Origin of the sequence: Kitasatospora sp. NPDC049285 (assembly GCF_040678815.1) — a bacterium.
Classification (GTDB): Bacteria; Actinomycetota; Actinomycetes; order Streptomycetales; family Streptomycetaceae; genus Kitasatospora.
In genome coordinates, this window is the sequence record NZ_JBFAQR010000004.1 from 128,844 (window position 1) to 147,291 (window position 18,448).

The window sequence follows — 18,448 nt, forward strand, 5'->3', positions numbered from 1 at the left end:
CCGATGGGCGACATCGCCAAGGGCGCGTTCAGCGGGGCGTGGGCCCTGCTCGTCGGCTGGATCCTGCCGACCGCGGTCAACCTCGGGGTGTTCCTGATCGCCGTCTGGCCGACCCTGAGCACCACCAGGCTGGCGGCCGGCACCACGCCGTCGCCGCTGCCGAGCACCTCGCTGATGCTGCTCACCGGCTCGGTCGTGGCGGGGCTGGTGCTCTTCGCACTGCGCACCCCGCTGTACCGCTTCCTGGAGGGCTACCTGCTGTGGCCGGACCGGCTCGCGACCCGACGCGCCGCCCACCACGTGCACACCAAGCAGCTGCTCAAGAAGCGTCGCAACCTGATCCTGCTCGCGACCCGGGAACGCGACGGCGGGCCGCTCACCACCGGGCAGACCGACCGGCTCGCGGCCCTGCGCGCCGACCCGGAACTGCGCCGGCACCGGGCGGCGGACGAGCGCCGCAGCGCGGTCCAACGGGCCCTGCTGGGCGAGCGGTTGGGGCGCTACCCGGTCGACGACGGGCAGGTCACGCCGACCCGGCTGGGCAACGCGATCCGCCGCTTCGAGGAGTACGGCCACGACCGCTTCCGGCTGGACAGCCAGGTGCTGTGGGAGGAGCTGAGCGCGGTCGCCCCCGAGCCGGTCCGCCGCCAGCTGGAGACCGTCCGCACCAACGTCGACTTCTTCGTCGCCCTGCTCTACGGCCACCTGCTGGTCGCGGCGACCGCCCTCGGCTCGCTGACGGCCGCCGCGGCCCGCACCGCTCCTCTGCTCGCCACCACCGTCCTGCTGTCGGGACTCGCCCCGGTCTGGTACCGCTGCGCGATCGCCGCCACCGACGGCTGGGCGGCGGCCGTCCGCGCCCTGGTGAACGTCGGCCGCAAGCCGCTCGCCGAGGCGCTCGGCCTCACCCTGCCCGACAAGCTGGCCGACGAGCGCGCCATGTGGACGGCCGTCACCCGCCAGGCGCTGCGCCCGTACGGCACCGGGTCCGACGCGCTGGACGCCTACCGCGGCAAGCCGCCGTCCGCCCCCGCCGGGCCCTGATCCGCGGGTTGTCGTGCCCGGGCCATCGCCAACCGGGTCGCGGACCTGCACACTTGGGGGTACCGACCGGTAACAGGAGGAGTGGCCCATGGCGGCGGAGCCCGGGATCGAGCAGCTGGACGTCCTGATCGTGGGAGCCGGGATCTCCGGGCTGGGGGCGGCGCGGTACCTGAAGCACGGCCATCCGGGCCGGAGCTTCGCCGTGCTGGAGGCCCGGGAGGGCATCGGCGGGACCTGGGACCTGTTCAAGTACCCGGGGATCCGCTCGGACTCGGACCTCTACACCTTCGGGTACGACTTCAAGCCGTGGCGGGACCGGGAGTCGATCGCGACGGCGCCGCGGATCCTCGCCTACCTGCGCGAGACCGCGCAGGAGAACGACCTGGAGCGGCACATCCGGTTCCGGCAGCGGGTGATCGGCGCGGACTGGTCGAGTGCCGAGGCCCGCTGGCTGGTGGAGGTCGAGGAGACCGGCGGGGCGCGGCACCGGATCAGCGCCCGGTGGATCTTCTGCGCGAGCGGCTACTACCGCTACGACGCGGGCCACACCCCGGAGTTCGCGGGCCGTGAGCGCTTCGGCGGGACGCTCGTGCACCCGCAGCACTGGCCGGAGGACCTGGACTGCACGGGCAAGCGGGTGGTGGTGATCGGCAGCGGGGCGACCGCGGTGACGCTGGTGCCCGCGCTGGCGCAGAGCGCGGCGAAGGTGACGCTGCTTCAGCGGACGCCCACGTACATCCTGCCGGTGCCGCGGCGGGACGCGGTGGCGAACCTGCTGAAGCGGGTGCTGGGCGCGGAGCGGGCGCACGGGGTGATCCGGGCGAAGAACATCGGTCAGCAGCGGCTGCTGCTGCGGTTCTGCCAGCGCTTCCCGGGAGCCGCCCGCCGGGTGATCCGCTGGGTCAACCGCCGTGCGCTGCCGAAGGGTTATCCGGTCGACACGCACTTCAACCCGCCGTACGCGCCGTGGGACCAGCGGCTGTGCGCCGTCCCCGACGGCGACCTGTTCGAGGTGCTGTCGGACGGGCGGGCCGAGATGGCGACCGACCGGATCGTGGAGTTCACCGAGACGGGGCTCCTGCTGGCCTCCGGCCGGGAGCTACCGGCCGACGTGGTCGTGACGGCGACCGGCCTGGCCGTGCAGATCGCCGGCGGCATCCGGCTGAGCGTGGACGGCAAGGCGGTGGCCTACCCGGACACGGTGGTCTACCGCGGGATGATGCTCAGCGGCGTCCCGAACTTCGCGGTCGCGATCGGCTACACCACGGCGTCCTGGACGCTCAAGATCGGCCTGCTCTGCGAGTACTTCGTCAACCTGCTGCGGCACCTGGACGAGCACGGCCACGACGCGGCCTGGCCGGTCGCCGACCCCGCGATGCCGACCCGTCCGCTGCTGGACTTCGGCGCGGGCTACATCCAGCGCGCCCTGGCCGACCTCCCGCGGCAGGGCCCGGCCGCGCCGTGGGTGATGTCCAGCGACTACCTGGACGACCGCAAGGTGCTGCGCTCGGGTCCCCTGGTCGACGAGCACCTGCACTTCGCGAAGGCCGCGGCGAAGGAGTCCTGAGGCCGCGTCGCGCAGTACCGAGCCGGCGCCGAAGCAGTCGTGACGGTCCGTCGGTTCAGTGGCGGGCGATGTAGTACACGTTGAGGATGTCGCCCTCGACCCGCTGGGTGTCGACCTGGCCGAAGCCGGCCTCGGCGAGCATCCTGCGGGCGGTCTGCTCACCCCAGACGGTGCCGAGCGCCTCGCCGCCCTCGCTGAGCGAGACGCTCATGCAGTAGAAGGTGGAGAAGGTGTACAGCGCCGGGCCCAGAGGGTGTTCGACGTTCTCCTCCAGGTGGCTGGAGGCGGCGATGTCTGCCATCAGGAAGACGCCGTCGGGGCGCAGCGCGCGGGCGACGGCGGCGAGGGTGCGGGTCGGGCGGGCCAGGTCGTGGATCACGTCGAAGGCGGTGATCAGGTCGTAGGAGCCGGTGAGTTCGGCGCTGTCGCCGACGTCGAAGGCGGCGTTGTCGAGGCCGAGCGCGGCGGCTTCGGCGCGGGCGGCGGCGATGCCCTCCTCTGAGCGGTCGAGCCCGCGGCAGCGGCTGGCGGGGAACGCCCGGGCGAGGACGTTGACGGCGTGGCCCTGTCCGGTACCGATGTCGAGGGTGTCGATGCCGGCGCGCAGGCGTTCGGTGAGGCCGGGCACCAGCGGGACGATGCCGCTGACCAGGGCGAGGTCGAACACCTCGCCGGACTCCTCGGCCTGGATCTCCTGGAACCGGGGGTAGGAGGAGTAGGGGACGCCGCCACCGGTGCGGAAGGCGCCGAGCACCTCCTGTTCGACCTCGGCGAGCATGCCGAGGTCCTGGGCGATCCGGGCCAGGTTGTCGGGTCCGGCGGCGCGGGTCAGCGAGGCGGCGTGTTCGGCGGGCAGCCGGTAGGTGCCGGCCGCGGCGTCGTACTCGACGATCCCGCCGGTGACCATGGCACCGAGCCACTCGCGGACGTAACGCTCGTTCAGTCCCGCGGCCTGGGCCACCTGTTCGCTGGTGGCGGCGTCCAGGCCGGCCATCACGTCGAACAGGCCCGCCTGGTGTCCCAGGCCCGCCATCAGCCCTAGGCAGGAATCGTTGAGCACCTGGACCATCCGCCCGGCGAACGCCTCCTGGCGTGACTGGTCCAGTTCTGCGGTCGTCATCGCTCCTCCTTCGCCGCTCCCCCTTCTTGTCAACGTAGCCGCGACCGCCGCCGCCGTCCTTCCGGCACGGTCGGCGCGGCCGACGCGGTCGCCGCAGCCCCCGCCGTCCGCCGTCCGCCGTCAGTCGCGCAGCTCGGCCGGGAGCAGCCACTGCGGGGTGCTCTGGTAGCTGACGGGTCGCAGCCAGCGTTCGATGGCGGTGGCGCCGACGGAGGTGCCGGTGCCGGTGCTGGCGGGGTAGGGGCCGCCGTGGTGCATGGCGGGGGCGACGGCGACGCCGGTGGGCCAGCCGTTGACGATGATCCGGCCGGCCAGCGGGCGCAGCCGGTCGAGCAGGGCGCGGGCCTGGTCGGCGTCCTCGTCCTGCTCGTCGGCGAGGTGGAGGGTGGCGGTGAGGTTGCCGGTGAGGCGGTCGAGGGCGGCCGCGAGGTCGGTGTGGTCGCGGTAGCGGGCGAGCACGGTGAGCGGGCCGAAGCACTCGTCGAGCAGGTCGTCGTGCAGCCGGTCGGCGGGGACGGCGAGCAGGCCGGGGCGGACCGCGAGCGGGGCGTCGTCGGTGGGGTGGGCGCCGGGGGCGAGCAGCACCTCGACGTCGGGGAGTTCGGCGCGGCGGGCGGCGCCGGTGAGGTAGGCGTCGCGGATCCGCGGGTCGAGCAGCGGGGCGGCCGCGGCCCGGGTGGCGGCGGCGAGGGCGGCCTTCTCCAGGGCGGGCTGGTCGGCGGGGATCAGGACCAGGCCGGGCTTGGTGCAGAACTGGCCCTGGCCGAGGGTGTAGGAGGCGGCGAGGCCGGCGCCGATCTCCTCGCCGCGGGTGGCGGCGGCGCGGGCGGTGACGACGACGGGGTTGAGGCTGCCGAGTTCGCCGTGGAACGGGATGGGGTGCGGGCGGGCGGCGGCGAGGTCGTGCAGGGCGCGGCCGCCGCGCAGCGAGCCGGTGAACCCGGCCGCGGCGATCAGCGGGTGGCGGAGCAGGTCCGCGCCGGCGTCGAAGCCGTGCAGCAGCTGGACGGTGTCGGCGGGCAGGCCGCAGTCGACGGCGGCCCGGCGCAGCAGTCGGGCGGCGATCTCGCTGGTCGCGGGGTGGCCGGGGTGGGCCTTGACGACGACGGGGCAGCCGGCGGCGAGGGCGCTGGCGGTGTCGCCGCCGGGGACGCTGAAGGCGAGCGGGAAGTTGCTCGCGGCGAAGACGGCGACCACGCCGAGCGGGGTCTTGATCCGGCGCAGGTCGGGGCGGCCGATCGCGGGGTCGGCGCGGTCGATCCGCACGTCGAGGTAGCCGCCGTCCTCGACGATGGCCGCGAAGGCGCGCAACTGGCCAGTGGTGCGGGCGAGTTCGCCGGTGAGTCGGATCTCGCCGAGGGCGGTCTCGGCGTCGGCGGCGGCGAGGAGTTCGGGCTGTGCGGCGTCGAGCAGGTCGGCGGCGGTGCGCAGCAGCGCGGCCCGGCGGGGGCGGTCGGCGAGGGCGGGGAGGGTGGCGGCGGCCGCGGTGACGGCGTGGTGCACGTCCTGCGGGCCGGCTTCGCGGGCGACCTCGGCGCGGGTGCGGCCGGTGCGCGGGTCGCGGCTGGGGACGGCGGCGGACGGCAGGGGGGCGGTGGTCATCGTCGCGGGCTCCTCGTGGGGCGGCGGGGTCGGGTAGCGTCCGCTGCGGGGCGGCGTGCGGACCGGCCGGGGGTCACGGTCCGCCACCTTCCCTCGTTCAGTATGCTGAACGCCAGTCAACTGATTGAACCTCGCGGGACGATACGCCGCGTGACAGAAGGGGTCAAGGATGCCTTCGCCGACCAACGCCGGGCGGGCCGCCGCCGACCGGGGCGGCCTCGCACCGGGCGGCGCCGCCCAGGTCAAGTCCGCCGTCCGGACCGTGGAACTCCTGGAGTACTTCGCCGGCCGGCCCGGCATGCACAGCCTGGCGGAGGTGCAGGAGCAGACCGGCTACCCGAAGTCCAGCCTGTACATGCTGCTGCGCACGCTGACCGAGCTGGGCTGGGTGGAGACGGACGCGACCGGCACCCGGTACGGCATCGGGGTGCGGGCGCTGCTGGTCGGCAGCTCGTACATCGACGGCGACGCGGTGGTCGCCGCGGCCCGCCCGGCGCTGGACGTGCTGGCCGAGGACACCGGGGAGACCATCCACCTGGCCCGACTGGACGGTCCGAACGTGGTGTACCTGGCGACCCGTCAGTCGCAGCACAGCCTGCGGCCGTTCACCCGGATCGGGCGCCGGCTGCCCGCGTACGCGACCTCGCACGGCAAGGCGCTGCTGGCGAGCCTGGACGACGAGGCGATCCGCCGCCTGCTGCCCGAGCGCCTGGACCCGCTGACCGACCACACCCACACCGACCGCGAGGAGCTGATCCGGGAACTCGCGCAGGTCCGCGAGCGCGGCTACGCGGTGGACCGCGAGGAGAACACCCTCGGGGTGCGCTGCTTCGGCGTGGCGATCCCGTACCGCACCCCGGCCCGGGACGCGGTGTCGGTGTCGGTCCCGGTCGCGCGGCTGACGCCGGGCCGGGAGGAGACGATCCGCGACGCCCTGTTCGACGCCCGCGACCGCCTTACCCTGGCGACCCGTCACCTCTGACGGACCGTCGGCACCGCGACGCGCGCACGGCAGGCGTCGTACGGTCCGGCCACGGATGCGACCCCGGTTCAGGGTGGTGAACCGGGGCGGATCCCTCGTGCTTCGTGTGCGCCACAGGCGTCAACTCCCGCCGCGCAGCAGCTCCCTGACGGCCCGCAGGTCCGCGTCGGAGGCCAGTCCCGCGTGGTAGAGCCGTAGTTCGTCGGCGCCGGGCACCGCCTGCGGGGCGCGGCCGCCCAGGCCCGCGACGACGGGCTGGTTGGCGGCCAGCACGGTGCCGGGGCGGCGGTGCGCGAGGACCTGCGGCAGCAGGGCGTGCGGCAGCACCAGGCCGTCGACCAGGCCGAGCACCCAGTCGGCGTCGACGCCCGCGTTGGGGCCGCAGTGGTGCGGCACGGGGTCGGCGTGCAGCAGGATCCGGAAGCCCGGCCCGGCGGCGGCGCGCACCGCGGCGACGGCGGCGGACTGCAGGCGGCGGGCGGCGGCGAGGCGGTGGGTGCGGGCGGCGGTGGCGAGTTCGGTGCCGAGCAGCCGCTCGATCCGCTGCCACTCGCCGTCCGCCGCGGGTTCGGGGACGCCGCGCCACAGCGGGTCGAGCGCCGCCCGGACGGCCACGCTCAGCGGTTCGGCGGCCGCGCCGTAGCCGCGGCGGCAGGCCGGGCAGAAGCACAGCGACATCAGGAACTGCCCGGCCGGGCCGAGCGGGACGCCGCCGATCTTGTCGTGGGCGTGCAGGTGGGACAGGCCGTACCAGCCGCAGGACTCCAGCTCGACGCCGCGCGCACCGGGCCGGGCGGCGGCCTCGGCGGCGAGCGCGGCGCAGTACTCGACCACCTCGTCCTGGGCGATGCACGGCGCCCACGGATACGTCTCGCCGTACGCGTTGCGCACGGTGCAGCGCGGATTCTCCTCGCCGAGGCGGGAGTTGTGGGCGAGCACCACCCAGGAGTGCACCTCCAGACCGGCCGCGGCCAGCGCATCGGCGGCCTCGCCGAACGGGTCGGCGCCGGGCAACCAGCGCTGCGCGAAGGGCCGCAGGGCGCGCCCGCGCCAGGTCGCCTCCTCGGGCGGGTAGTAGACGGCGGAGTGCCGGGCGGTGATGATCCGCCGCCCGGGGTGACGGGGCGTCAGGGCGCGGGTGGAGTGGTACGCCGCGGCGAGCGTGACCTGCCGCAGGCCGAGCCCGGCCAGCAGCTCGGGGGCGGCGGGGTCGCCGGTGACGTCCCACGGATAGAGGAAGGCGGAGGCGCGCACGGGGTCTCCAGGTGGCGGGGGTGACGAGGGCGGTCGCACCAGCGTTATACATCACCGTGACTGCGGTACACATCCATGAACGCCGATTCAGCATTCCCGGTTGCCAATACCGTTGACTGGCCGTCAGACCCTCCCTAGGGTGTCCACACCTGTGAACCACGTCCACTACTGTGGGGATGTCATGACACTGGTCCTGCTCACCGGTGCGGCCGGCGGCGTCGGCACCATGCTGCGCGAGCTGCTGCCCCCGCTCGGCTACCGGCTCCGCCTCGCCGACCTGAAGCCGATCCCGGACGCCCCGGACTCCCTCGCCTTCGACCTGCGCGACGCGGACGCGGTCCGCGCGGCGGTACGGGGCGTCGACGCGGTGGTCCACCTCGGCGGCATCTCGCTGGAGGACACCTTCGACAACATCCTCGGCAGCAACATCGAGGGCACCTTCCACCTGTACGAGGCGGTCCGCGCCGAGGGCGTGCGCCGGGTGGTCTTCGCCTCCTCCAACCACGCCGTCGGCTTCACCCCGCTCGACGGCGAGCTGCCGATCGGCACCGCGATCCCGCCCCGCCCGGACACCTACTACGGTCTGTCCAAGGTGTTCGGCGAGGGCCTGGCCTCGCTCTACGCCGACAAGTACGGGGTGGAGACGGTCTCCGTCCGGATCGGTTCCTGCTTCCCGGAGCCCCGCACCCCCCGGATGCTCGCCACCTGGCTCAGCCCCGGCGACTGCGCCCGCCTGGTGCACGCCGCACTCACCGCACCCGACGTCGGCCACACCGTGGTCAACGGCATCAGCGCCAACACCCGCGCCTGGTGGGACCTCTCCCCCGCCCGCGCCCTCGGCTACGCCCCCCAGGACGACGCCGAGGCCCACGCCCCCCGCATCCTCGCCGCCCACGGCGAACTGCCGCCCGACAGCGTCGACGCCCGCCTGCTCGGCGGCCACTTCACCACTCTCTAGCCCCGGGCGCGGAAACGGCGGCGGCCCGCCCGGTGCTCTCCGACCGGGCGGGCCGCTCCTGCTGACGCCGGGTCAGCCGGCCGGGGACCAGACCCGCTCGACCTGCTGGGTGCCGGTGCGGGTGCGGTAGGAGCGCGCCCACTTGGTGGTGGCGTCCGGGCGGGTGCGGTCGGACAGCACGTAGTAGTCCATCTGCGCCCGCTCGGGGGTGATGTCCAGGACGCCGTAGCCGTGCGAGTCCAGGTCGGTCCACTTGACGTGCCGGTTGGCGGCCTGGATCGCCGCGACGGCGACCAGCGACAGCGTCTGCGGGGCGACCTTCAGGAAGTCGTCGATGTTGTCCGAGGAGACCGAGGTGACCACGAACTCGGTCGCGGCGCTGCCCGAGGCCGGGTAGGTGGCGGCCTCGAACGGCACGTCGCAGGCCCACGCGGAGTGGATGTCGCCGGTCAGGAAGACGGTGTTGCCGATGCCGTTCGCCTTCAGGTGGCCGAGCAGCTCGCGCCGGTCGTGGGTGTAGCCGTCCCACTGGTCGACGTTGACGGCCAGGCCCTCGCCGGGCAGGCCGAGCAGCTGGGCGAGCGGTCGCAGCAGGTAGTCCGGGAGCGACAGGAAGGCGACCGGGGAGATCATCACCTCGTTGCCGATCAGCCGCCAGGTGGTGTCGGAGGCGGACAGCCCGGCCTTCAGCCAGTCCAGCTGGGCGCGGCCGGTCATGGTGCGGTCGGCGGAGTCGACGTCGCCGCTGCCGATCGAGGCCTGCTTGGACCGGTAGGAGCGCAGGTCGAGCAGGTGCAGGTCGGCCAACTTGCCGTAGCGCAGCCGCCGGTAGGTGGTGCCGGCGATGGACGGGCGGACCGGCATCCACTCGAAGTACGCCTGCTTCGCGGCGGCGACCCGGGCCGCCCAGTCGCCCTCGGTGCCGGGGGTGTGGTTCTCCGCGCCTCCGGACCAGGCGTCGTTGGCGAACTCGTGGTCGTCCCAGATCGCGATGGTCGGGACCGCGGCGTGCAGCGCCTGCAGGTCCGCGTCGGTCTTGTACTTGCCGTGCCGGGTGCGGTAGTCGGCCAGCGTGATGATCTCGTGGGCGGGCGCGTGCGGACGCACCACCGTGCCGCGGGCGGCGAACGCGCCGCTGGCGTACTCGTAGATGTAGTCGCCGAGGAAGAGGAAGGCGTCCAGGTCGCCGCGGGCCGCGAGGTGGCGGTAGGCGGAGAAGTAGCCGGCCTCCCAGTTGGCGCAGGAGGCCACACCCAGGCGCAGGTGGGCGACGGCGGCGTCGGCGGCGGGCGCGGTACGGGTCCGGCCGGTGGCGGAGGTCGCGCCGCCCGCCTGGAAGCGGTACCAGTAGGCGGTGTCGGCGCGCAGGCCGCGGACGTCGGCCTTGACGGTGTGGTCGGCGGCGGCGCTCGCGGTGACGCTGCCGGAGGCCACCAGGGTGGTGAAGTTCCGGTCGGCGGCGATCTGCCACACCACCTCGGTGTCCGGGCCGACGCCGGAGCCGGGCACCGCCTCGGGGACCGGGGTGACCCGGGTCCACAGCAGCACACCGTCGGAGAGCGGGTCACCGGACGCCACACCGTGCAGGAACTGCGGCACGGTGGCCGCCTCGGCGGTGGCACTCGCCCCCGCCAACGGCAGGGCCAGCGCACCGGCGGTCAGCGCCGCGGCCTTGATCACCCGGCGGCGCGCCGGACGGACGGGGGACACGGGTTCGAAGATCTCAGTCACACCACCCGACACTTACCCATGGGTAATGCCCGTGTCCAGAGCGACTCCTGACTGTTCGTCGGCTCTTCACCTCGGTGGCCGACGCCCCAACCGGACGCCCCGACCCGATGCTCCGGCCCGACGCTCCGGCGAGGCTCGCGGCGCGCGAACGCGTGCACTGGTGGCCGGTGACCGTGGCCTGCGGGCGGTCACCGGCCGGTCCGGGTGGTCAGCCGATGCCGGTGACGCTGAGCGCGGTGGTCCAGTTGTTCTTGATCGCACTGCGCGCGGCGGACAAGGTGATCCGCCCGTCGCAGACCGCGTTCTTGAGCTTGGTCTCGACGCCGTCCTTGGTGGTGGCGGTCTTGGTGCCCGAGTACGGCTCCGGCCACAGGTTCTTCGGGTCGCGCGGGGCGCCGCCGAGCTCGAGCGGGATGAAGTGGTCCTCCTCGTAGGCGGACAGCGAGGTGTTGGCGTAGCCGTAGTCCGCGATGCCCTGCACCTTGAGCGCGTTGGTGTAGGAGGTCGACGGACGGATGGTGGCCGTCCAGCCGGACACGCAGATCGTCGAGTGGATCGTCGACTGGGTGACGTCCGGGTTGTACACGCCGGGCGTGCACACCGGGTCGGGAAGCGGCAGGTACGACTGCGAGCAACCGGCGGCGTGGGCGCTGCCGGCGCCGAGGGTGAGTGCGCCGGCCACGAGTATCGGGCTGGCGGCGACGGCGGCGAGACGGCGGAGGGAACGATTCTGCACGGGGGCGCTCCTGGGCTCGGCGAAGGGGCGGGTGGCGGTGCCGAGTCAGCGTGGCAGCCCTCGATCTATGCGGGTAGACACTGGGCCGTGAAGACTGCATGGCCGTCACATGACAGCCGGTGCAGGCACGGTGAAGGCCCGTCAGCCGCCACACCCGGTCCCGCGCGGGGGCCGGGCACGACGGGCTGGGCGTGGGGGTGTCAGCAGCCGTTGAGCACGTTGGTCAGTGCGGTCTTCTCGGCGGAGTCGACGGACAGGTTGTAGTAGTACTTCACCTGGACCCAGGCCCGGACGTAGGTGCAGCGGTAGCCGATCACCGAGGGCAGCCACTCGGCCGGGTCCTTGTCGCCCTTGGCCTGGTTCACGTTGTCGGTGACCGCGATCAGCTGCGGGCGGACCAGGTCGTTGGCGAACGCCTGGCGCTGCGCGGTGGTCCAGGCGGAGGCCCCGGAGTCCCAGGCCTCGGCGAGCGGCACCAGGTGGTCGATGTCCAGGTCGGAGGCGGCGTGCCAGGTGGCGCCGTCGTACGGCGAGAACCAGGTGCCGGAGGTGGCGGCGCAGGAGGCGTCGGTCACCACGTTGGAGCCGTCGCGCTTGAGCACGGTCCCCCGGGTGTTGCAGCTGCCGGAGATGGTGATCCACAGCGGGAACAGCGAGCGGCTGTAGCCGGTGCGGTTCTCCGCCTTCACGGTCAGCGAGGCGAGGTAGGTCCGAGCCGTGGCGGCCGAGACCGGAGTGGGCAACGCGGCCTGGGCGGTGCCGGTGCCGGCGGTGACGGCGCCGGCCGCGAGTATCGAGGTGACGGCGACGGCGGCGAGACGACGGAAGAATCGGTTCTGCACGAGGGCGCTCCTGGGCTCGGCGAAGGGGCGGGCAGCGGTGCCGAGCCAGCGTGGCAGCCAGGGGTCTATGCGAGTAGATACCATCCCGTGAAGAACTCATGACCTTCACATGACCCTCGGTGCAAGCGATGTGAAGGCCCGTCAGGTGCTATCGACCTCGGCGGATTCCTCGCCACCGCCTACCCGCGCGTGCGCCACGGCGTTCGGCTCCGCCGGGAATGCAGGTCTCGACAGAGGCCCCCGCCCCGGTCAGCCCAGCGCGGATCGGCCGGCCGTCGCTACCGACTCGCCCCCCGCCATCGCCTCCCCGTGCTCGCACCACCGCCGACCCCACGGCGTCCGGCTTCCCGGCTCTCGACGTGGGACATCGCTCCGGTCGGCCCAGCACACGTCTGCGCGTTGACCGGCCGTCGCCGGGACTCGGCCTCCGCCTCCTCACCCCCGGGCCGTCCCGGAACCTCCTGGCGTCACATGCCGTCGGCGCGCGCGGAGAGCCAGTCGGCGTGGGCGGCGCGGAGGGCGTCCCTGATCTCGGTGCTGGGGGCGAAGACGTCGCCGCCGCCGTCGTAGGGGTGGTAGAGCCAGCGGAGGTCGGCCGGGGCCAGGGTGACGCCGGAGATCACGTCGTCCGCGACGAGGCGCAGCAGCGGGTCGAGCGCTTGGCGGGTGCGCGGGAGGCGGCTGACGTACTGGTGCTCGTAGCAGACGTCGGCGGGGTCGTAGTCGTCGTACACCCGGCTCGTCCAGTGGCGGGCACCCGGGTCGGCCCGACGGAGTTCGGCCGGCCGGTCGACCGGCGCGGGGTGGCCGTCCCAGTGCCGGGTCACCACGTACAACTCCGTTTCGTGCGGACCCAGTTGGTCGAGGATCGTGTGGTGCCGGCCGAGCAGCACGGCGTACTCAGCGTCGTTGTCGGCGTACCGCTTCGAGCCGGGGAGGCTGTGGAAGCGCACCCACCGGTCGCGGAGCGCGTACCGGCCCGGGAGGTGCTCGTCGTCGTCGGGCCACTGCCGCTCCCACCGCTCGGCGAGGGCGTCGAGGTCGCTGCTGAACGCGTCGTTGTCCACCGGGCCATGATCGGCCGTCAGCCGCCGCTGCGGTAGCCGATATTCGGGGCCCCCGCGGCGGCCGCCGTTGATCGACGGACACCTGCTGCTCGAGGGCCCGCGTCTGCGTGGCAGCATGCCGCGCATGACGAAAAGCGAGTACCCGGGGACGGCGGACGACGCGGCGCGGGCCTTGCGGGAGATCGCCCACAGTTGGGCGGACGGGCATCGGTACGACCCGCGCCTGTTGATACGGGCCGCCGTCGAGGCCGTCGTGGCCGGGGTGGACGCTCCCTCGCTGCCGCTGCTCGCCGGGCTGTTCCGCGGGGAGGAGGCGCAGGCCTCGGAGTTGTTCGGTCGGGTGGCCGACGAGCTGGGCTTCGGGTTCCATCCGCCCGAGGACTTCTGGGACGGGCGGCTGGCCCTCGCCCGGTGGTGGGCCGGCGAGATCGCCGACGGCTGGCTCGACCCCGTGGAGGGGGCCTGCCTCATCGTCGAACAGGTCGCCGAACAGTTCGGCGAGACCGCGGAGTTGGCCCCCATGGTCGCGCAGGTGGTCGCCCTTCAGGACCCGCTGGCCCCCCACGCCGAGATCACGGCCGCCATCGTGCGGGCCGCCCACGAGCTGCTGCTCCGGATTCCCGCGCCACCCGGCCGCCGCTGAGTGCACGCGGGCACCGAGAAGGGTTGCCCCGCCGGCCGCTGGGTGGGGGTGGCCGACGGGGCTGGGGAAGGGTGGTCAGGCGGTGGTGCAGGCGGTGCCGTTCAGGGTGAAGGTGTTCGGGGCGGTGTTGTTGGCGCTGAAGGTGCCCTGGACGCCGAAGTTGGTGGACGCGCCGGGGGCGAGCGGACCGTTGTAGCCGAGGTCGGCGGCGGTCACGGCGGCGCCGTTCTGGGTGACCTTGGCGTTCCAGCCGCTGGTGATCTTCTGGTCGCCGGGGTACGTCCAGCCGACCGTCCAGCCGGAGATCGCGGCGCTACCGGTGTTCTTCACCGTGACGTCGGCGGTGAAGCCTCCCGTCCAGGAGTTGGCGCGGTACGCGATCGAGCACGCGGCGTTCCCGGTCGGGGGCTGCGACGTCGGCGGCTTGGAGGTGGGCGGCTGCGAGGTGGGCGGCTGGGACGTCGGCGGCTGCGAGGACGGCGGGGCGCTCGGGTCGGCCGCGTTCACGGCCAACTGGTAGGCGATGTCGGGCAGGAAGGTGCCCGCCGCGCCCGCGCAGCCGTCGGCCTCGCCCGGCGGCTTGATCCACAGGAAGGCGTCGATCGCGGTGTCGCCGGTGGCGGCCGTCGGGTAGTTGCCGATCGCCCGGCCGGACGGGTCGCACCAGGCGCCGCCGCCTGGTGCACCGTTGCCGTTGCGACTGGTGTCGACGACGGCGTGCAGGTTGCCGGGGTTGCCCAGAGAGGAGAGGACGGCGTGGGCGTAGGAGGTCTCGTTGCCGGTGGCGTTGAAGTTCGAGACGTTGGTGAAGAAGCCGTCCGCTCCGAGGACGCCGGCGCTGCGCAGCCGGTTGGCCTGCTCGCCTGCGGCGTTCCACGCGGAGTGGCCGCCGTCGAGGTACACCTTGGCGTTGGGCGCGGCGGCCCGGATGGTGCCGACGGCGCGGGACAGCGAGGCGAAGCGGTCGTTCTGCTGCTGGGCGCTGAGGCAGGTGGTGAGCGAGATCGAGTCGGGTTCGAGGACCACGAGGGAACGCGAACTGCCCAGCCCGGCGGCGAACTTGCCCACCCAGGCGTCGTAGGAGGCGAGGTCCGGCGCGCCGCCGGCGGAGGCGCCGCCGCAGTCCCGGTTCGGGATCTCGTAGACCACCAGCACCGGCACCTGGCCGGCCGTGGCGGCGGCGCCGGTGACCGTGCGGACGTCGGAAGTGATGGTGTCAGGGCGGTAGTTGGCGAACCAGATGCCCTGCGGCTGGCTGGCGACCCGCTTGGAGATCACCGGCGTGCGGGAGTCGTTCGGGTTGGCGGCCACCCACTTGACCACCTGGGAGGCGGGGTCCTTGTAGAACTGGGTGCCCGCGGGCAGGCTGCCCTGGACGGCCGCACCGGCACCGCTCTGCGCGACGGTGACCAGGGCGACGGCGGCGGCCGCGGCCAGCAGCGGGACGGCGGCCGAACGGCTCCGGGCGGGCGGCACGGCGGCGCGGCGCCGGGTGGTGGGGGTGTGCACGGGGTCCTCCGTGGGGGCTCTCGGGTGGGAGAGGGTCGGTGGCCGGGGCGTCGTGGGAGCGCTCCCGCACCGGCCGCGGCCGATGCTAGCGGCCGCTTCGCCGGATCGGCAGGGGCCCTGCGGGAACGGAACACGCCACGGGTGGCCTGACATGGCGTCAACTACCGCGCCGAGGTGGGCACACGTCCGCGCACCGCCGCGTGAGGCGGGCTTGAACGTTTCATCGGCTGAGCCCGCGCGGGCCGCAGCCACGGCTTCGCTGCCGGTCCGCCGTCCACGACCTCGGCGGTGGGCGCCCACGCCCCGTCACTCGCGCGGCCTCCGTTCCCACCAACCCCCCTTGTGACCACGGGCTTTGGCCGGTTCGGGCGCTCCACGGACCCGGCGGCGGGGTATCTGTCGGGTATGGGAGCACATTTCGTGACGGGTGCCGGGTCCGGAATCGGGGCGGCGGTGGCCGGCCTGCTGGCCGGACGGGGGGAACGCCTCTGGCTGCTGGCGCGCAGTGATGCCGCGGCGACGCGGCTGCGCGAGCGCTTCCCGGGCAGCCGCACGGTGGTCGCCGACCTCGCGGTGCCCGGCCGCCTGTCCGAGGTGCTGGACGGCCAGGGGCTCCCGGCCCGGATCGACTCGCTGGTGCACGTCGCAGGAGTCGCCGAGTACGGGATGGTCGGGGAGACCGCGGCCGCGGTGTGGGCGGAGACCGTCGCGGTGAACCTGCTCGCCCCGGCGGAACTGACCCGCCTGCTCCTGCCCGCCCTCCGCGCGGCGCAGGGCCACGTCGTCTTCCTCAACTCCGGCGCGGGCCTGCACGCGCCCCCGGGACTGTCCGCGTACGCCGCCTCGAAGTTCGCGCTGAAGGCACTGGCGGAGGCGCTGCGCGCCGAGGAGCACGCGAACCGGGTCCGGGTCACCACGGTCTTCCCCGGCGAGGTCGACACGCCGATGCAACGCCGCCTGCACGAACGCTTCGGGCTCGCCTACGACCCGTCGGTGTGCCTGTCCGCGGAGTCGGTGGCGGCGGTCGTCGCGACGGCGCTGGACCACGGCGAGGCGGGAACGCTCAGCGACCTGATGCTCCGCCCCGGGGTCTGACCCCCGGGACGGAGCCGTCAGCGGCGGGTCGGGGCCGGTCGACCCTGCCGGGTCTACGAACGGTCAGCTGTCGCCGTGGCTCTGCCAGGCTGCGCGCTGGCGCAGCGCGATGCGGTTGCCGTCCGGGTCGACGGCTTCGATGCGGATGCCGAACGGGTAGTCCTCGCGGTGGCCGCCGGCGCGGCCACCCCGGCCCGGGCAGCGCTCGTGGGCGGCCGTCCCGGAGTCGTCTCCTGGCGCGAGGACGGCACTCCGCTCTCGGTCCTCGCGTTCACCGTCACCGACGGCCGGATCACCGCCATCACGGGAGTGGTCGACCCGGCCAAGCTCGCGCAGTTGAACCTGCCGGACCCGGCGTGAGCAGCCCCGTCACGGTGACTGCCGTGGCACGACGGGCGGCTCGCGGGCCGTGCCAACGCCCCCCGACGGACCGTCAGCGGCGGTTTCGCGTCGACCCGGTGCGGTTCGGTGCGGTCTCGGGGTGGACGCCCAGCAGTCTGCGGTAGTCGGGGCGCTCGGCGAGCAGGTCGCGGTGGGTGGCCACGTGCCAGCTCGTGCCGTCGAGGTAGACCACCCGGTCGGCGTGTTCGGCGGGGCCGGCGCGGTGGGTGACGGTGAGGAGGGAGCCGGGGCGGTGCCGGAACGCGTGGTCGACCCGGCGTTCGGCGACGGCGTCCAGGTGACTGGTCGCCTCGTCGAGGATCACCAGCCGGGCCGGGCTGAGGTAGGCGCGGACCAGGGCGACAAGTTGGCGCTCGCCGGGTGAGAGCGTCGCGGCCGAGATCTCGCCGTCGAGCCCGCCCCGACGGTCCGTCAGGTGCTCCGCGCCGAGTCGGTGGAGGGCGTCGGTGACGGCGGCGGGCGAGTGGTGCGGGGCGAGCCAGCGGAGGTTGTCCGCCAGCGGTCCGGTGAAGACGTACGGCTCCTGCGGCAGCAGCACCCGGAGCCGGGCCAGCTCGGCGGCGGGCAGGCGGTCGGCGCGGACTCCCGCGAGCAGGACCCGGCCCTGGTCTGGCGGCAACACGCCCGCCGCCAGGTCCGCCAGGGTGGACTTCCCGATGCCGGACGGGCCCACCACGGCGACGCTCTCGCCGTCGCCGAGGTCCAGGTCGAAGTCCCGCAGGACGGGCTCGGCCGCCGGTCCGTACGAGAAGCGCACGCCGAGCAGTCGCAGGTCGACCTGCGGGACGGCGGCAGCGGGCTGCCACTTCTCGCGGGACTCCCCCGGTCGCGCCTCCCCCGGGTGCGGCTCGCGGGGCGGTGGCGGCTTGGCCGAGCGGTTTCCTGACGGACCTTCAGGCATGGATGCGGTGGCGGCGAGTCGGGTGGCGGCCTCGGTCAGCCGGATCCAGGACGGGCCGAGGCCCTGGACGAGGAGGCGGAGCGCGGGTTCGAGGGTGCCCAGGAGGTAGGCGAGGACGCCGAGGAGGGCTCCGGTGGTCATTCCGTGGGCGATCAGGGTCGGGGCGGCCAGCACCACGGCGACGAGCGGACCGTGGACGCCGAGGGCGACCAGCAGGTGCCGGGTGGCGGCCAGGCGTGCGAGGGCCCGGCCGGCCGCCTCGTTGGCGGCGACGTCGGCGAGGACGCGGGCGAGGGCCGTCCGCTCGGCTCCGCAGGCGACCAGGTCGCGCAGGGCTGTGACGGTGTGCAGGGCGGACCGCGCGATGTCCTCCTCGGTAGCGAAGAGTTCGCGTTGCCGTCGGGCCGTGCGCGGGGTGAGCGTCGCGAAGGCGGCCAGCGCGAGCAGCAGCGGCCCCGCCACCGGCAGGACGGCAGCGGGCGCGAGGACGGCGGTGCCGGTGACCACGGCCGCGACGGTCAGCACCAGGTGGGCGACGAGCAGGAGTTGGCCCGCGAGGGTGTCGCGGACCGCCTCCACCTGGCGGGTCACCTGAGCGACCGCGAGGGCCGTCGCCCCGGTGGCGCGGCCGCGGGAGGCGGTGGCCCGGTGCAGCAGACCCGCAGCGGAGGCGACGAGCAGGCGGTCGCGGGCCGGTTCGACGATCCGCGCCAGCGGGCCGTACGAGCGGCGGGTCGCCCAGGCGGACAGCACCGCCGCCGCGGCGAACAGGACGAGCCAGCGCCAAGCGGCGTCCGGGCGGTGGGCCAGGAAGCCGTGGTCGACGGCCAGGGCCAGCGCCTTGCCGGACGCGACGGCGGGCGCGGCCGCGAGCACGGTCCAGCCGCCGAGCGCGAGCAACGCGGGGCCGCTGTCGGCGAGCGCGGAGCGCACCAGGCGCAGTCCGGACCGGCGCCCGCTCACCCGAGGCGCCCAACAGTCGCAGCCACTCCCCT

The 18,448-nt window shown here is 74.2% G+C and carries 15 protein-coding genes and 1 pseudogene; 7 read left to right on the top strand and 9 right to left on the bottom strand.

Translation table 11 applies throughout. The features are described from left to right. Window positions 1-3 precede the first annotated feature (3 nt). A complete protein-coding gene (locus AB0K51_RS04760; RefSeq protein ID WP_363450527.1) occupies window positions 4-1,044 on the top strand; it encodes a hypothetical protein in 1,041 nt (346 codons plus the stop codon). An 88-nt stretch (window positions 1,045-1,132) separates the two neighbouring features. Continuing rightward, window positions 1,133-2,611: an NAD(P)/FAD-dependent oxidoreductase gene (locus AB0K51_RS04765; RefSeq protein WP_363450529.1), complete on the top strand. Its 1,479-nt coding sequence runs from the start codon at window positions 1,133-1,135 to the stop codon at window positions 2,609-2,611. 55 nt (window positions 2,612-2,666) lie between these two features. On the opposite strand, the gene AB0K51_RS04770 is transcribed toward AB0K51_RS04765, so the two are convergent. Both AB0K51_RS04770 and AB0K51_RS04775 read right to left on the bottom strand, forming a co-directional pair. Continuing rightward, window positions 2,667-3,731 carry a methyltransferase domain-containing protein gene (locus tag AB0K51_RS04770; RefSeq protein ID WP_363450531.1) on the bottom strand — a complete coding sequence of 355 codons (1,065 nt, stop codon included), beginning with the start codon at window positions 3,729-3,731 and terminating at the stop codon, window positions 2,667-2,669. A 120-nt stretch (window positions 3,732-3,851) separates the two neighbouring features. Continuing rightward, complete coding sequence (locus AB0K51_RS04775) at window positions 3,852-5,333, bottom strand: aldehyde dehydrogenase (NADP(+)) (RefSeq protein WP_363450534.1); 1,482 nt, start codon at window positions 5,331-5,333, stop codon at window positions 3,852-3,854. Between the two features lie 169 nt (window positions 5,334-5,502). On the opposite strand from AB0K51_RS04775, the gene AB0K51_RS04780 reads away from it, so the two are divergent. After that, a complete protein-coding gene (locus AB0K51_RS04780; RefSeq protein ID WP_363450537.1) occupies window positions 5,503-6,315 on the top strand; it encodes an IclR family transcriptional regulator in 813 nt (270 codons plus the stop codon). Between the two features lie 120 nt (window positions 6,316-6,435). On the opposite strand, the gene AB0K51_RS04785 is transcribed toward AB0K51_RS04780, so the two are convergent. After that, entirely contained in the window at window positions 6,436-7,569 is a 1,134-nt protein-coding gene (locus AB0K51_RS04785; RefSeq protein ID WP_363450539.1) for a hypothetical protein, read from the bottom strand. A gap of 181 nt (window positions 7,570-7,750) precedes the next feature. On the opposite strand from AB0K51_RS04785, the gene AB0K51_RS04790 reads away from it, so the two are divergent. Then, window positions 7,751-8,527, top strand: a complete 777-nt coding sequence (locus AB0K51_RS04790; RefSeq protein WP_363450541.1) for an NAD(P)-dependent oxidoreductase — start codon at window positions 7,751-7,753, stop codon at window positions 8,525-8,527. A 72-nt stretch (window positions 8,528-8,599) separates the two neighbouring features. On the opposite strand, the gene AB0K51_RS04795 is transcribed toward AB0K51_RS04790, so the two are convergent. The 4 genes from AB0K51_RS04795 to AB0K51_RS04810 all read right to left on the bottom strand — a co-directional run bounded on the left by AB0K51_RS04795 (window position 8,600) and on the right by AB0K51_RS04810 (window position 12,903). Then, entirely contained in the window at window positions 8,600-10,237 is a 1,638-nt protein-coding gene (locus AB0K51_RS04795; protein ID WP_363450543.1) for an alkaline phosphatase D family protein, read from the bottom strand. 229 nt (window positions 10,238-10,466) lie between these two features. Then, window positions 10,467-10,994: a hypothetical protein gene (locus AB0K51_RS04800; protein ID WP_363450545.1), complete on the bottom strand. Its 528-nt coding sequence runs from the start codon at window positions 10,992-10,994 to the stop codon at window positions 10,467-10,469. Between the two features lie 200 nt (window positions 10,995-11,194). Next, window positions 11,195-11,788, bottom strand: a complete 594-nt coding sequence (locus AB0K51_RS04805; protein WP_363450702.1) for an HNH endonuclease family protein — start codon at window positions 11,786-11,788, stop codon at window positions 11,195-11,197. 515 nt (window positions 11,789-12,303) lie between these two features. Beyond that, window positions 12,304-12,903, bottom strand: a complete 600-nt coding sequence (locus AB0K51_RS04810; protein WP_363450547.1) for a hypothetical protein — start codon at window positions 12,901-12,903, stop codon at window positions 12,304-12,306. Window positions 12,904-13,027: 124 nt separating this feature from the next. On the opposite strand from AB0K51_RS04810, the gene AB0K51_RS04815 reads away from it, so the two are divergent. Continuing rightward, a complete protein-coding gene (locus AB0K51_RS04815) occupies window positions 13,028-13,546 on the top strand; it encodes a hypothetical protein (protein WP_363450549.1) in 519 nt (172 codons plus the stop codon). Window positions 13,547-13,621: 75 nt separating this feature from the next. Here the strand turns inward: AB0K51_RS04815 and AB0K51_RS04820 are convergent, their stop codons facing one another. Next, window positions 13,622-15,055, bottom strand: a complete 1,434-nt coding sequence (locus AB0K51_RS04820; RefSeq protein ID WP_363450551.1) for a glycoside hydrolase family 6 protein — start codon at window positions 15,053-15,055, stop codon at window positions 13,622-13,624. A 405-nt stretch (window positions 15,056-15,460) separates the two neighbouring features. On the opposite strand from AB0K51_RS04820, the gene AB0K51_RS04825 reads away from it, so the two are divergent. Continuing rightward, on the top strand, window positions 15,461-16,150 hold the full coding sequence (locus tag AB0K51_RS04825) for an SDR family oxidoreductase (protein ID WP_363450553.1): 690 nt from the start codon (window positions 15,461-15,463) through the stop codon (window positions 16,148-16,150). Between the two features lie 198 nt (window positions 16,151-16,348). Beyond that, window positions 16,349-16,510, top strand: a pseudogene (locus AB0K51_RS04830) (RNA polymerase subunit sigma-70); the annotation flags it as partial. Window positions 16,511-16,583: 73 nt separating this feature from the next. Here AB0K51_RS04830 and AB0K51_RS04835 read toward each other — a convergent pair. After that, window positions 16,584-18,416: an ABC transporter ATP-binding protein gene (locus AB0K51_RS04835; protein WP_363450555.1), complete on the bottom strand. Its 1,833-nt coding sequence runs from the start codon at window positions 18,414-18,416 to the stop codon at window positions 16,584-16,586. Window positions 18,417-18,448: the final 32 nt, after the last annotated feature.